The organism is Collinsella sp. TF09-1AT (genome assembly GCF_003436895.1).
Taxonomy (GTDB): domain Bacteria; phylum Actinomycetota; class Coriobacteriia; order Coriobacteriales; family Coriobacteriaceae; genus Collinsella.
This window is the reverse complement of record NZ_QSRC01000002.1, coordinates 207,606-220,938: the sequence shown is the minus strand read 5'-3', so window position 1 is coordinate 220,938 and position 13,333 is coordinate 207,606. Positions and strand designations below refer to the sequence as shown.

At 61.2% G+C, this 13,333-nt stretch carries 14 protein-coding genes and 1 other RNA gene; 14 read left to right on the top strand and 1 reads right to left on the bottom strand.

Annotation, left to right across the window (positions count from 1 at the left end; all coding sequences use genetic code 11):
- Positions 1-170: 170 nt before the first annotated feature.
- The 7 genes from gatC to DXC90_RS02645 all read left to right on the top strand — a co-directional run bounded on the left by gatC (position 171) and on the right by DXC90_RS02645 (position 6,725).
- Positions 171-482 carry an Asp-tRNA(Asn)/Glu-tRNA(Gln) amidotransferase subunit GatC gene (gene gatC, locus DXC90_RS02670; RefSeq protein WP_055250987.1) on the top strand — a complete coding sequence of 104 codons (312 nt, stop codon included), beginning with the start codon at positions 171-173 and terminating at the stop codon, positions 480-482.
- Positions 482-1,996, top strand: a complete 1,515-nt coding sequence (gatA, locus tag DXC90_RS02665; RefSeq protein WP_117734648.1) for an Asp-tRNA(Asn)/Glu-tRNA(Gln) amidotransferase subunit GatA — start codon at positions 482-484, stop codon at positions 1,994-1,996. Before gatC ends, gatA begins: the two co-directional genes overlap by 1 nt.
- Positions 1,996-3,672 carry an Asp-tRNA(Asn)/Glu-tRNA(Gln) amidotransferase subunit GatB gene (gene gatB / locus DXC90_RS02660; RefSeq protein WP_117734647.1) on the top strand — a complete coding sequence of 559 codons (1,677 nt, stop codon included), beginning with the start codon at positions 1,996-1,998 and terminating at the stop codon, positions 3,670-3,672. Before gatA ends, gatB begins: the two co-directional genes overlap by 1 nt.
- 482 nt (positions 3,673-4,154) lie before the next feature.
- A complete protein-coding gene (locus DXC90_RS02655; RefSeq protein ID WP_117734646.1) occupies positions 4,155-4,358 on the top strand; it encodes a DUF6110 family protein in 204 nt (67 codons plus the stop codon).
- Between the two features lie 120 nt (positions 4,359-4,478).
- Positions 4,479-5,720, top strand: a complete 1,242-nt coding sequence (locus tag DXC90_RS02650; RefSeq protein ID WP_233502115.1) for an HAD-IC family P-type ATPase — start codon at positions 4,479-4,481, stop codon at positions 5,718-5,720.
- Positions 5,721-5,859: 139 nt separating this feature from the next.
- Complete coding sequence (locus tag DXC90_RS09500) at positions 5,860-6,213, top strand: hypothetical protein (RefSeq protein WP_158550206.1); 354 nt, start codon at positions 5,860-5,862, stop codon at positions 6,211-6,213.
- A complete protein-coding gene (locus DXC90_RS02645; protein WP_158550205.1) occupies positions 6,210-6,725 on the top strand; it encodes a PIN domain-containing protein in 516 nt (171 codons plus the stop codon). The genes DXC90_RS09500 and DXC90_RS02645 overlap by 4 nt, the downstream gene beginning before the upstream one ends.
- Positions 6,726-6,783: 58 nt before the next feature.
- Here the strand turns inward: DXC90_RS02645 and DXC90_RS02640 are convergent, their stop codons facing one another.
- On the bottom strand, positions 6,784-7,218 hold the full coding sequence (locus DXC90_RS02640; RefSeq protein WP_117734643.1) for a hypothetical protein: 435 nt from the start codon (positions 7,216-7,218) through the stop codon (positions 6,784-6,786).
- Positions 7,219-7,457: 239 nt separating this feature from the next.
- Here DXC90_RS02640 and ssrA point away from each other — a divergent pair.
- The 7 genes from ssrA (at position 7,458) to nagB (ending at position 13,328) form a co-directional block, all read left to right on the top strand.
- Positions 7,458-7,821: a transfer-messenger RNA gene (gene ssrA, locus DXC90_RS02635) on the top strand.
- Between the two features lie 599 nt (positions 7,822-8,420).
- Positions 8,421-9,299, top strand: coding sequence for a patatin family protein (locus DXC90_RS02630; protein ID WP_117734642.1), 879 nt, complete (start codon positions 8,421-8,423; stop codon positions 9,297-9,299).
- A 157-nt stretch (positions 9,300-9,456) separates the two neighbouring features.
- Complete coding sequence (gene rplM / locus DXC90_RS02625; protein ID WP_022094635.1) at positions 9,457-9,900, top strand: 50S ribosomal protein L13; 444 nt, start codon at positions 9,457-9,459, stop codon at positions 9,898-9,900.
- Between the two features lie 2 nt (positions 9,901-9,902).
- Entirely contained in the window at positions 9,903-10,298 is a 396-nt protein-coding gene (gene rpsI / locus DXC90_RS02620; RefSeq protein ID WP_022094634.1) for a 30S ribosomal protein S9, read from the top strand.
- 123 nt (positions 10,299-10,421) lie between these two features.
- Positions 10,422-11,759, top strand: coding sequence for a phosphoglucosamine mutase (gene glmM, locus DXC90_RS02615; protein ID WP_117734641.1), 1,338 nt, complete (start codon positions 10,422-10,424; stop codon positions 11,757-11,759).
- Between the two features lie 70 nt (positions 11,760-11,829).
- Positions 11,830-12,327, top strand: coding sequence for a PTS glucose transporter subunit IIA (locus DXC90_RS02610; RefSeq protein ID WP_022094632.1), 498 nt, complete (start codon positions 11,830-11,832; stop codon positions 12,325-12,327).
- 272 nt (positions 12,328-12,599) lie between these two features.
- Positions 12,600-13,328, top strand: a complete 729-nt coding sequence (nagB, locus tag DXC90_RS02605) for a glucosamine-6-phosphate deaminase (RefSeq protein WP_117734640.1) — start codon at positions 12,600-12,602, stop codon at positions 13,326-13,328.
- Positions 13,329-13,333: the final 5 nt, after the last annotated feature.

Sequence of the window (13,333 nt, the reverse complement as noted above, 5' to 3'; positions counted from 1 at the left end):
GGGACGGTATTCACTATGGACGGTGCGGTTTCGTTGCAGAACCGCCGGCCCGCAGCCTGCCAACCGCCGCCCTCGTTACGTTTTCGCTGCATTTGGGTAAAGCGTCTGCTCCAAGCCGGCGTTGCCTTGTATACTAGAGCGGTTTATCTGTTATGCGGAAGGGAGCGCCTATGGCACTCAGCGAGAAAGACGTGCGCGGCATCGCCGAGTACGCAAAGATCGCACTGACCGATGACGAGCTCACCCAGATGACGTCCTACATGAACGACGCCGTCCAGATGCTCGAGCCCGTCTTGCAATATGACTTGCCCGACGTGGAGCCCACGTTCCATCCTATCGGAAGCCTGTCCAACGTGATGGGCGATGACCTGCGCGAGCCCGAGCGCGACCTGCCGCTCGACGTTGCGCTCGAAAACGCTGGCAGCGCGCGCGACCGCTACTTCCGTGTGCCGTCCATTTTGGGAGAGGGGGAGAGCGAGTAATGGCGCAGAGCTTCGATTCCCTTACCGCCGCCCAGATCGCCGCGGGCGTTGCCGCCGGTGACTTTACCGCTACCGAGGTGGCCCAGGCCTCTCTTGCCGCCATCGAGGCGCGCGAGGGCGGGGTCCAGGCATTCCTGCAGGTGTCGCCCGAGCTCGCGCTCGAGGCCGCTGCGCGCGTGGATGCCGACCGTGCCGCAGGCAAGCCGCTGCCCCCGCTCGCGGGCGTGCCGCTGGCCATTAAGGACAACATGAACCTCGTGGGCACGCGCACCACCTGCGCTTCCCGCATGCTCGAGAACTACAAGAGCGTCTACACCGCCACCTGCGTCCAGCGCATGCTCGACGCCGGCTGCCTGCCCATGGGCAAGGCTAACATGGACGAGTTTGCCTTTGGTAGCTCTACCGAGAGCTCGGCGTTCCACCGCACCAACAACCCCTGGGATACCGAGCGCGTGCCTGGCGGCTCCTCGGGCGGCTCCGCTGCCGCCGTCGCCGCGGGCGAGGTCGCTCTCTCGCTGGGTTCGGACACCGGCGGTTCCATTCGTCAGCCGGCGTCGCTGTGCGGCGTGGTGGGCTTTAAGCCCACGTATGGCGCCGTGAGCCGTTACGGCGTAGTTGCCTTTGGCTCGTCGCTCGACCAGGTGGGCCCCTTCGGCCGCACGGTCGAGGATGTCGCACTGGCCATGAATGCGCTTACCGGCGCGGGCCACGATCCGTACGACTGCACCAGCCAGGATTGCGCCGTCGACTTTACCGAGCATCTCAACGACAGCATAGAGGGCAAGCGCGTGGGCATCATCCCCGCGTTTATGGAGGCCGAGGGCCTGACGCCCGAGGTCAAGGCCGCTGTTCAGTGCGCCGCTCAGGAGCTGCAGAACCAGGGTGCCGAGCTGGTCGAGGTCGACCTGCCGCACCTGGACGCCGCCATCGCCGCATACTACGTCATCGGCCCGGCCGAGGCGTTCTCAAACCTGGCCCGTTTTGACGGCATTCGCTATGGCTACCAGGAGGAAGGCTGCGCCAACCTGTCCGACCAGAGCTCGCTCAGCCGCGCCCACGGCTTTGGTGCCGAGGCCAAGCGCCGCCAGATGCTCGGTGCCTACCTGCTCTCCTCGGGCGTGTACGACAAGTACTACTATGCCGCGCAAAAGGCTCGCACGCTTATCACGCAGGACTACGACGCCGCGTATGCCAAGGTGGACACCATTCTTATGCCCGCTTCGCCGCGCACGGCCTTTAAGTTCGGCGAGATCAGCGACCCCACGCAGATGTACCTCTCCGACATGTACACCATCTCGCTCAACATTTGCGGCAACGGCGGTATCTCGGTGCCGCTGGGCCTGGGCGAGGATACTCAGCTGCCCGTTTCTGCCCAGCTGGTGGGTCCGGCGTTTAAGGACCGTCAGCTGCTCACGTTTGCCCGCGCCCTGGAGCGCGGCTTTGCCGATGCCGCCACGGGTGCGCCCGCGCTTTCCGTCGCGCCCGATTTTGCCGGGAAGGGAGGCGAGCTGTAATGAAGGAGCTTTCCGAGGTCCTGCAGGATTGGGAGGCCGTGATCGGCCTGGAGATCCATACCGAGCTCACCGCACTCGATACCAAGATGTTCTGCAACTGCAAGCTCAGCCACGATGACGAGCCCAACGCCAACGTGTGCCCGGTGTGCCTGGGCCTGCCCGGCGCCCTGCCGGTACCCAACAAGCGCGCCATCGAGAGCATCGTCAAGGCCGGTCTCGCGACCAACTGCGAGATCCAGCGCCACTCGATGTTCTACCGCAAGCACTATTTCTATCCCGATATGGCCAAGAACTTCCAGACCACGCAGGGTCCGGTCGCCTTTGCCATGTACGGTCATCTGGATCTGGACGTGACCGGTCGCGGTGCCGCCGAGCGCCCCGACTGCGCGTTTGGCGAGGCCGAGGCCCAGAGCCTGGCGAGCGCTTCGGCCAATGCCGAGGGCCTGTCCACGTCCATGTCCTCCACGATGCGCGAGGGCAATCAGCGCGCCGGCCACCTAGCCAGCTACGATGCCTCCAACATGCAGATGCCCGAGCGTCGCGAGGACGGTTCTTACACCGTGCCCATCCGCATCCTGCGCATCCACATGGAGGAGGACGCCGCCAAGATGGTGCACGTGGGCGGTGCCGAGGGCCGCATTACCGCCGCGGCCGAGTCGCTCGTCGACTACAACCGCTGCGGCACGCCTTTGATTGAGCTCGTGACCGAGCCCGATCTGCGCACGCCCGAGGAGGCGCGTCTGTTTATGGAAAAGCTCCGTCGCATCTTTGTGACGCTGGGTATTTCCGACTGCTCCATGGAGAAGGGCTCCATGCGCTGCGACGGCAACGTGAGCCTGCGTCGCCGCGGCGAGACCAAGCTGGGCACCAAGACCGAGCTCAAGAACCTCAACTCGTTTAAGAGCCTGCATGACGGCCTTGCCTACGAGATCTGCCGTCAGGCCGAGGTGCTCGAGGAGGGCGGCATCATCTACCAGGAGACCCGCCACTGGGAGCCCAGCCGCAAGCGCACCGTGGTCATGCGCGTCAAGGAGACGGCCGACGACTATCGTCTGTTCCCCGACCCCGACTTGGCGCCGTTCGATCTGGATGACGAGTTCATCGACCGCTGCCGCGGCGAGATTCCCGAGCTGCCCGATGCCAAGCGCGCCCGCTTTGAGGCCGATTTTGGCATTAAGGCCGCCGACGCCGAGCAGATCGCCGGCGACCCGGAGTTTGCCGAGTTCTTTGAGGCCGCTGCTGCCGGCATGGCTGGCAAGGAGGCCCAGACGGTCGCGAACCTGCTGGTCAACGAGATGATCGCCTACCTTAAGGACGCGGGTGTGTCGCTCACCGAGTCCGGCATCGCGCCGGCTCAGGTGGCGGCTCTTGCCAAGCTGCTGGCGACCGATGCCATCAGCTCCAACCAGGCGCACGAGGTCTTTGAGGCCATGGCCCAGACCGGCGACGACCCCAACAAGATCGTCGACGAGCGTGGTATGCGTCAGGTGAGCGATGCCGGCACGCTGCAGCCGATTGTGGACGAGGTGCTGGCAAACTGTGCCGAGCAGGCGCAGCAGTACCGCGACGGCAACCAGAAGGTCATTGGCTATTTGGTGGGCCAGTGCATGAAGGCGAGTCGCGGCAAGGGCAACCCGAAGCTCTTCAACGAGTTGCTGAGAAAGGCGCTCGCGTAGCACACGGGCAGGGAAGGCCATCGGGCGGGCAGGGCCCGGGCCTTTACTCTCAACTTCGGACAGTCCTGCGCAAGACGGAGGCGCCACTGGCGCCTCCTTTGCGTGCGGAACTCGTTGCGAGCAAAGGCCCGGGCCCTGCCCGCCCGATGGCCTTCCCCGCCCTGACGACTCGGCCTTTCGGGTCAGGTGGCTGAATGGAATAGAGTGAATGGGCGTGCCGTCGGCACGCCCATTGTTTTGAAGGGAACTCATTTTGAGGAAGCGCCCGCCCTGCCGGGGCTCCCGGGTTCCGTGACGACTCGGCCGTTCGGGTCAGGTGGGCTGAAAGGAATTTGGGCACCAAGATTTCCAAAAAGTTAACATTTGTTGACCTTAATAGTTAGATAAACTAAACAATTTTCTAAAAGTGTTCTCAAGCAAACTTGTTTACTCGGGTGCTGAGGCACCGTGCCGCGTCCAATGCGGCAAAAGGGAGAAGCAACATGAAGAAGTCGACGTTCAATACCCTGCTTGTCGGTGGCGGTTTTCTGCTCGGCACGGACGGCATCAAGCTGCTCACCAGCGCCCCGGTCAAGAACGCCTGCGTGCAGGGTATCGCGTGCGGCATGCGCATCAAGAACGCCTACCAGGACATGGTCGAGCAGGCCAAGGCTAATGTCGACGACATGGTTGCCGAGGCGGCCTAAATCACCCAGAGCGAGGCCGCTGCTGACGAGACAGCCGAGTAACGCTCCCAGGCACAAACTATGAGATTCTCGATTATGAGCGAGATCCCCGGCAGGACCCGTCTTCAATTGGCGGGTCCTGTGCCAGAGAGTGATCTCGATGCACTTCTTAAGCTTAGCGGCGATATCGACGGCGTGCACAAGGTGCGCGTTTATGGCCGCATCGGCCAGATGGCACTCGAATACGATGAGCCGCACCGCGATGCCGTGCTGGCCGCCGTCGGTGCGCTCGATGCCCAGGCCATTGCCGACGCAAAGACGGGTTACGTGATGCAGCTTGAGCCACGCAAGCACAAGCTCGTCATGGATTTTGCCACACTTTTCGGCGCCCACTACGCGCGCCGCTGGTTCTTGCCGACGCCTCTGCGTGCGGTGTTTGTCGTGGCCGGTTACATCGCATTTTTGCGCGCTGCCCTTCATGAGCTGGTGCAGCGGCGCCTGGCTTGCGTGCTGACGACCGACGGCTGGAGCGAGGATGAGGTCCTGCGCCTTTCTGCCTGCCTGGAGGAGCATTTCCCGCATCCGGTGGCGCGCGCAGTCATCAACGCTGCTCGCGAGCGTGGGCTCGAACACCGCGAGCGCCATGCCGCCGTCGAGTACATCGTGGCGCACGGCATCGCTTCGTCCATCGAATGGCGTCGCGCCATCATCGGTTCCGCGCACTTTGTATTTGAGGACGAGAGTGCGCAGCTCGATTCCGACATTAAGGAACGCATTGAGTCCCAGATGCAGGGCCTGTCGCCGCTGTACCTGGCGGTCGACGGCAAGGTCGTCGGCGTGCTCGGCATCGAGGACCCGCTCAAGCTCGGGGTCCGTGAGGCCATCGCCGACCTACATGCGCTGGGCGTCAAACATGTCGTTATGCTTACGGGCGACTCCGAGCGCACGGCCGAGCGCATTGCGCGCGAGGCGGGTGTCGACGAGTTTAAGGCCGAGCTGCTGCCCGAGGACAAGTACGCCTATGTGGAGCGGATTAAGCGCGAGGGGCGCCACGTTGCCATGGTGGGCGACGGCGTCAACGACTCACCGGCGCTGGGCCTGGCCGATGTGGGTCTGGCCATGGGCGGTGGAAGCGACACTGCCAAGGAGGTCGCCGACATCATCCTGGCCGACACGGATCTCGCCGCACTCGTGCGCCTGCGCCGCATGAGCCAGGGCCTCATTGATCGTCTGACGAGTTCCTATTCTAAGGTGATGCTCACCAACTCGGCGCTGTTGGCATTGGGTATTATCGGCAGGATCACTCCGCAGACGTCGTCACTGCTGCACAACGGCTCAACGATCGCCTACAGCCTGGGCAACGCAAAGGCGTACCTGCGTTAGCGTTTTCGATTGAGTATATGGCCTGCACCCTGGCGGCATCGCAGCCGCCAGGGTGCAGGCCTTCTTTTGTTTGACGAGATGTTAGCTCAGATATATGATCGTGCTAGCACTGCTAGTAAGTTCTGAAGGTGAGGTTGAGATGGCTACCGTTGGCAGCATGGCGCAGGTGAATGTTCGCGTAGATCGCTCGGTTAAAGAGCGCGCCGAGGAAGCGCTGCAGCTTTCGGGCAGGTCACTGCCTGAGCTCATCAAAAAGGTGGTGGCCAAGGTCGCGCAGGGTGGCGGGCAGTGCGAGGAAGTGCTTGCGGCCGTCGACGACCGGCGGCAGACCGTCGCGCCCGATACTCCGTTCGCCGCATCATGGGCGGCGGCGGATCAGCTTTACGCGGACCTGGGCATCGCTACGTCGCACGTATCCGACGATCGCGATTGGGACACAATCTATTCGGAAGCCATGGACGAGCGCTATCGCCAAAAGGGGATGATCGTGTGAGCGGGGCTCCCCTCAAAATAATGGTGGATGCCAACGTATGGGTTGATTCGTTTTGCGTCGACCATGCCGAGTCGCTTGCCGCGCGTGCGTTTATTGGGCGGGCGATGGAGACGGGGGCGTTGCTGTTCTTTCCGGTGCATATCGCTAAGGACGTGCTGTACGTTGTCCAACACGAGCTGAAGCGTAGCGTTCTTGCCAGCGGGGGAGCGCTCGACGAGGCTTCTGCCCGCGCGATTGGCGATGCGGCGCTGGCGTTTGTTCGAAATATGACCGAAAACGCCACGGCCGTGGGTGCAGATGCGTCGGATCTTTGGCTGGCCAACAAATATCTGACGCTCCATCGCGATTACGAGGACAACTTGGTGCTCGCCGCATGCAAGCGCGCGCAGGTTGATTACTTGGTAACTAACGATCGCAAACTGCTCGAACATGCCGATCTTGCAGCAAAGACACCTCGTCAAATGATGCCGATTCTTGCTTTGGCCAAACGCGGCGGCGCGGCTATCGGTTGACGCGAACTGCTTGCGGGCCTCTTGGACGACGATGATCCAAGGGGCCCGCGTCTGCTATTTACAAAAGCTCGGCCTTAATGGCGGGACTTTCTGCGAGCTGCTCGGCTGCCTTTTCGTCGGAGCTGTCGAGTACTGCCAGACTGCGATAGACCCACTCGTTGACCTGGGTGTTCTTGACGCCTGCGGTTTGCATGAGGGCGCCTACCTCGCGGATTGCTGAGAGCAGATCAGCCTTGGGACCCGCGAGCTCGACTTCGATGCCGTGGTAGGCGGCCACGCCGCGGTTCTCACTCACGTGGTCGATAAAGTCTTCGACGGTCTCAAGCTGCTGGGCGAGAGCTGCATCATCGTCAGCGTCCAGCGCGACGAGTGCGTTCGATACCGTGAGGGCGGGATGTCCGCAGGGGACAAAGCCCTCGATGACATCCATGGCTTCGGTAATGGTTGAGCCCAGGCCTGCGAGGGCATTGACGAGTTGCTGCTTGGTATCCATAACGGTCCTTTCGACGGGTCAATTTTGTTTGGCGAAAATATACGTTACGCGATCGGTAGCAAAAGTGCGAAGTGCGGCACACATTGTGGTCTTCACAGCTCGTGCATAGAACAGCTGTCTGCCTTTAGAACGTGGTAAGATAGCACTCCACAAGCGGCGCATGTCCCGCGTGTTCTTTGAAAAGTCGACGGCTGTTGGGTGCTTGTGCGCCCGATGCCACCCAGACTTTCCCGACATTCGGGGGCGACTGGTTTCGACACGATAGCTCTGAGAGAGGAAGCAAGTCGAGGTCTCCTTGCCTCGTTAAACAGGGGTACCGTCAAATTGAATTGACAACAACTCTTCTTTTGAGCCTATGGCTCTCGCTGCTTAGTTTATAGCGGCGCGTCAACCCGGTGATTTCCCCGACACCGGCGCGACGTCATTTTAGGGGAATGCGCCTGCGCACGTAATCGGTATGGTGCAGGCTAAGACCGAACCGGTTAGGACGCCGCGAGCGTGTCGCTGCGCGCAAAGCGTCCGAGACAAAACCAGCGACTGAGCTTGGAGATGCCAATCAGGGGGCTTTCGTGGACCGGAGTTCGATTCTCCGCGCCTCCACCACAAGTAATAGGTAGGTAGATATTCGTATCTACCTGCCTTTTTATTTCCAGCCCGTACCGCGGAGAATCGAACTCTATGCAGGGCGTGAGCGTTTTTAGCCCGCGGGCGAGGACGCCGGCAGGCGGCCGAAGCCGGTGCGGATTTGCGAAGCAAATACGCGGATTCTCCGCGCAATGCCTCGACTAGATATAGACGCGATGCCGATCGCGCTGCAGCCTGCCGTGCCCCGCAGCAACGCAGAGTGAGACGCGCTTTCCCAATGGAAGCCCAGGCGGAAAGCGCGTCCCGGAATCCGCGCTCAGACTGGGACGTAGTTTCCGGGTGGCGCTTCAAGCGGAAACTGCGACCCGGAATCGAGCCGTAGAGTGGGACATACTTTCCCAATGGCAGCTCAAGCGGAAAATACATCCCGGAATCCTCATTCGGAATGGGATGCAGTTTCCAAATGAATGGCTAGCGGAAAGTCCATCCCGGAATCGCCCCTCAGAACGGGACGTGCTTTCCGCGAGCCGCCCCGCCCTCCTCAACTCCAAAACCTACACGCCCTCCATCCCAAAACTGGGTAGAAGAAGGCCAAAACGAAACAGCAGGAGGTCAACATGACTGCAGAAGATAAAGCAAAGAACGCCGGCAGGGTCGCGCTCGTCCTGGAGGGCGGTAGTTTTCGCGGGCAGTTTACCGCGGGCGTTCTCGACGTTCTCATGGAGGCCGGCGTCGAGATTCCGGCGGTATATGGCGTATCGGCCGGCGCCCTCAACGGCGTGAACTACAAGTCGCACCAGATCGGCCGTGCTAACCGCATCAACCTGGCTTTCTGCAACGACAACCGCTTCATGGGCGCCGCATCGTTTGCGTCCACGGGCTCCATCGTCGGCTACGACTTTATCTTCAACGATGTCCAGGACCGTCTGGATCCCTTTGACAGCGAGACGTTCGACGCGAGCCCCATCGAGATGTACGCCGTCGCGACGGACATGCTCTTTGGAACCGCCGCGTACCTGTCGGTCAAAAGTGCCGTGCTCGACCTCGACGCCGTGCGCGCATCGACGTCGCTGCCGCTGGTGACGCCACCGGTCGAGATTGACGGGCACAAATACGTCGACGGTGGCGTAGCCGATTCGGTACCCATCGAGCACGTGCTGGAGGAGGCAGGCTTCGATCGCGCGGTCGTCATTGTCACGCAGGACCGCTCGTACGAGAAAAAGCCCTACGAGTTTATGCCCGCCGCACGAGCCCGCTATGCCGACTACCCCTATCTGCTTGAGGCTATCGAGACGCGTCACGACCGCTATAACATCCAGCGCATGCATCTGTGGAAGTATGAGCGTGAGGGCCGTGCGCTGGTCGTTGCTCCGCAAAAGCCGGTCGAGGTCGGCCATGTTGAGCACGATCCGGCAAAGCTCCTCGACCTGTATATTCAGGGCCGCCAGGAGGCAAAGCGCTTGCTGGGAGATATCGAGGCGTTTGTCGAGCGTTAGTGTCGCGACGTCATGACCCATGGACGACATGTGCAGAAACTCTGGTCGGAGCCAAAATACCTGTTGACTCGTACGGCGAGCGGGGTAATATGGACGGGTTACTTGCAGAGCCCCGTGAATCTCTGTAACAACACGTACTGTACATGGAGGAGTCTAAGTGATTTCGAAATCGACTCACTACGCCAAGCAGGGCGAGGTCCAGCGCAACTGGGTTCTCGTCGACGCCGATGGTGCTGTCCTGGGCCGTCTTGCCACCCAGATCGCAATGATCCTGCGCGGTAAGAACAAGCCTCAGTTCACGCCCAACAGCGACTGCGGCGACTTCGTTGTCGTCATCAACGCCGATAAGGTCCAGCTTACCGGTAACAAGGCCGACACGAAGACCTATTATCGCCACAGCGGCTACAACGGCGGCCTTAAGGCTGAGAGCTTCCGCCAGGCTATGGAGAAGCACCCGGAGAAGGTCATCGAGCGCGCTGTTCGCGGCATGCTGCCCAAGACCACCCTCGGCCGTGCCCAGATGACCAAGCTTAAGGTCTACGCTGGTGCCGAGCATCCGCACGCTGCCCAGAACCCCACGAAGATTGAGCTGGAGGCTTAAAGATGGCTGAGAACACCGTTGTCTACCAGGGTACCGGCCGTCGTAAGAACGCCGTCGCCCGCGTCCGTCTCGTCCCCGGCACCGGCAAGGTGACCATCAACAAGCGTGACGCCGAGCAGTATTTCGGCCGTCATCAGCTCGTTGAGAACGCCCTTGCTCCCTTCAAGGTGACCGACACCGCCGGTCAGTTCGACGTTATCGCTCTGTGCGATGGCGGCGGCATCTCCGGTCAGTCTGGCGCTCTGCGCCTGGGCATTGCTCGCGCTCTTCTGAACGCTGGCGACTACCGTGCTGATCTCAAGAAGGCCGGTTTCCTTACGCGCGATGCTCGCGTGGTCGAGCGCAAGAAGTACGGCCTCAAGAAGGCCCGCCGCGCTCCCCAGTTCTCCAAGCGCTAAGGTTTTATCTCCTTTCGAGATACAATGTACAAGCGGGGCCTGCCGATTCCTCGGCGGGTCCCGCTTTTCTTTTTCGACTAGGGTGGGCGGTTGCATATCGCCTGCTAGGGAAGGAGCGATCCTATGCCCCAGAACATCTTCGGTACCGACGGCGTCCGTGGCGTCGCCAATGCCGGCCTCTCGTGCGACCTCGCGTTTCGCCTGGGCCGCGCGGCGACCAAGTTCCTTGGTCCGGATATCTGTGTCGGCCGCGACACGCGTCTTTCGGGCACCATGCTCGAGAGCGCTCTGACCGCCGGCATCATGGCCGAGGGCGGCCGTCCGCACTGCTGCGGCGTCATCCCCACGCCGGCCGTGGCCCTGCTCACCGTTCAGAACGAGCTCGACGGCGGTATCGTCATCTCTGCTTCGCATAATCCGCCGGAGTTCAACGGCATCAAGTTTTTTAGCCGCAAGGGCATGAAGCTTCCCGATGCTGTCGAGGAAGAGATCAGCGCCTGGGTAATGTCCGAAGAAGCCATGGCTGCCGACACGCTGCCGACCGGTGCCGGCGTGGGCCACATCATTAAGATGAAGGATGCCCGCAAGGCATACGTCGACCACGCCATCGATACGCTTGATGGCCTGAGGCTCGACGGCCTGGTCGTTGCCGTCGACTGCGGTCACGGTGCTTCCTGCCAGACTACGCCCGCCGCTCTGCAGCGCTTGGGTGCCACGGTCCATGCCATCAACACCGATTACTGCGGCACTGACATTAACGTTGAGTGCGGCTCCACTCACCTCGAGCCCCTGCGCGAGCTCGTACTGCGCACCCATGCTGACATCGGTTTGGCCCACGACGGCGACGCCGACCGCGTACTGTTCGTGGACAGCGAGGGCAATGAGATCGACGGTGACTACATCCTGGCTATCTGCGGTTCTGACCTCGCCGCTCGCGGCAAGCTCGCCAACTCCGAGATCGTCTCGACCGTCATGTGCAACCTTGGCTTCTCCATCGCTATGAAGGAGCAGGGCTTCGAGATGGTTCAGACTGCCGTGGGCGACCGCTACGTTCTGGAGCGCATGCTCGCGGACGGCGCCGTCATCGGCGGCGAACAGTCCGGCCACATCATCTTCCTGGAGCACAACACCACCGGTGACGGCCTGGTGACGGCTCTGCAGCTGCTGGCCGTGCTCAAGCGCACCGGTCGTACCCTCACCGATCTTGCCGGCATCATGAAGAAGTACCCGCAGGTACTCGTTAACGTGCATTCCGACAACAAGGCTGGTCTGGACGATTGCCAGCCCATCTGGGATGCCGTCGCTGCTGCCGAGAAGGAGCTTGACGGCCGCGGCCGCATTCTGGTGCGTCCGAGCGGTACCGAGCCACTGGTCCGCGTGATGGCCGAGGCCGAGACGCACGAGCTGACCCAGCGCGTTGTCGACGACATCGTCGAGGTTGTCAAGCGCGAACTTCCCTAATGGTCAAAAATGGGTGCCAAGTGGTAAACTGTTAAGGTTATTTGATTGATTGGTATGTCCGAGGGGGAGCATGTTCACTAAAGTCCTAAGGTCTTTTGGTATGCGTGGTCGAGTCCTTACGCTGGATGCTCCCATCTCGGGCGACGTCATTCCGCTCTCCGAGGTAAACGACCAGACGTTTGCCACCGGTCTTTTGGGCCAGGGCGTGGCGATTCAGCCCACCGGAACGCGTGTGATTGCACCGGCTGATGCCAAGGTCGAGGCCATTTTTCCCACGGGGCACGCCGTTGCGCTTAACACGGTCGATGGCCTGGACGTGCTCATCCACGTTGGTTTGGACACTGTTCAGCTCGAGGGCAAGCACTTTACCGTACATGCGCAAGTGGGTGACATCGTCCATAAGGGCGATGTGCTCATTGAGTTTGATCGCGAGGCAATTGCTGCCGAGGGCTACGATGTGACGGTTCCCATCTTGGTGTGCAACTCCGTTGAGTTCTCGAGCATCAAGGGCTCCGTTGGCGTGCATGTCGAAGAGATGGACCAGCTCATCGTTGCTCGCGAGCGCTAGCAAGTGCACGTGGCCATTAGCCTACAATTCAAACACGTTTACGGAGGGCGCCCTTGAAAGAGGGCGCCCTCCGTGGCAAGATGGGATTTGTCCGAAGCTAAAAGGCTTCGGGTCACCGTGGACGGGCAGGGGCCTCGACGCGGCTAGACACGAGACACATACATTACGCGACCTCGCCCTGGTGGCCGCACACGTTGGTTGCGGCCGACGCAGGCCGCGGGCAAGTGCTTGTAAGGGGAGCCTTGCCTCTCTTGTACGAGAAAGGATGCGTAATGAAGATCATTAAAGCTAAAGACTACGAGGATATGAGCCGCAAGGCCGCCAATATTATCTCGGCGCAGGTTATCCTCAAGCCCGACTGTGTGCTGGGCCTTGCCACCGGCTCTACCCCGATCGGTGCCTACAAGCAGCTCGCTGCTTGGTACAAGAAGGGCGACGTCGACTTTGCCGAGGTCAGCACCTACAACCTGGACGAGTATCGCGGCCTTTCGCACGACGATCCCCAGAGCTATCACTACTTTATGCGTAAGAACTTCTTCGATCACATCAACATCGACCTGAACAACACGCATGTGCCCGACGGTTCCAACCCCGATGCCGCCGCTGCCTGCTCTGAGTACGACAAGGTCGTCGCTGCCGCCGGTTATCCCGATCTTCAGCTGCTCGGCATTGGTAACAACGGTCATATCGGCTTCAACGAGCCCGATGACCACTTCTCCAAGGGCACGCACTGCGTCGATCTCACCGAGAGCACCATTCAGGCCAACAGCCGTCTGTTCGACAGCATCGACGATGTCCCTCGTCAGGCCTACACCATGGGTACCCAGACCATCATGTATGCCCGCATGATCCTGGTCGTCGCCAACGGCGAGGCCAAGGCTCAGGCCGTGCATGACATGTGCTATGGCCCGGTTACGCCCGAGTGCCCGGCTTCGATCCTACAGCTGCACACCAACTGCGTTGTCGTTGCCGACGAGGCCGCCCTTTCGCTCTGCGAGTAGCGCGA

Excerpts from the sequence above, each read along its gene's own strand:
- DXC90_RS02655 (WP_117734646.1), top strand. The coding sequence starts at position 4,155 with ATGAAGAAGTCGACGTTCAATACCCTGCTTGTCGGTGGCGGTTTTCTG.
- nagB (WP_117734640.1), top strand. The coding sequence starts at position 12,600 with ATGAAGATCATTAAAGCTAAAGACTACGAGGATATGAGCCGCAAGGCC.
- gatB (WP_117734647.1), top strand. The coding sequence starts at position 1,996 with ATGAAGGAGCTTTCCGAGGTCCTGCAGGATTGGGAGGCCGTGATCGGC.
- DXC90_RS02630 (WP_117734642.1), top strand. The coding sequence starts at position 8,421 with ATGACTGCAGAAGATAAAGCAAAGAACGCCGGCAGGGTCGCGCTCGTC.
- DXC90_RS09500 (WP_158550206.1), top strand. The coding sequence starts at position 5,860 with ATGGCTACCGTTGGCAGCATGGCGCAGGTGAATGTTCGCGTAGATCGC.
- rpsI (WP_022094634.1), top strand. The coding sequence starts at position 9,903 with ATGGCTGAGAACACCGTTGTCTACCAGGGTACCGGCCGTCGTAAGAAC.
- gatA (WP_117734648.1), top strand. The coding sequence starts at position 482 with ATGGCGCAGAGCTTCGATTCCCTTACCGCCGCCCAGATCGCCGCGGGC.
- gatC (WP_055250987.1), top strand. The coding sequence starts at position 171 with ATGGCACTCAGCGAGAAAGACGTGCGCGGCATCGCCGAGTACGCAAAG.
- DXC90_RS02640 (WP_117734643.1), bottom strand. The coding sequence starts at position 7,218 with ATGGATACCAAGCAGCAACTCGTCAATGCCCTCGCAGGCCTGGGCTCA.
- DXC90_RS02610 (WP_022094632.1), top strand. The coding sequence starts at position 11,830 with ATGTTCACTAAAGTCCTAAGGTCTTTTGGTATGCGTGGTCGAGTCCTT.
- glmM (WP_117734641.1), top strand. The coding sequence starts at position 10,422 with ATGCCCCAGAACATCTTCGGTACCGACGGCGTCCGTGGCGTCGCCAAT.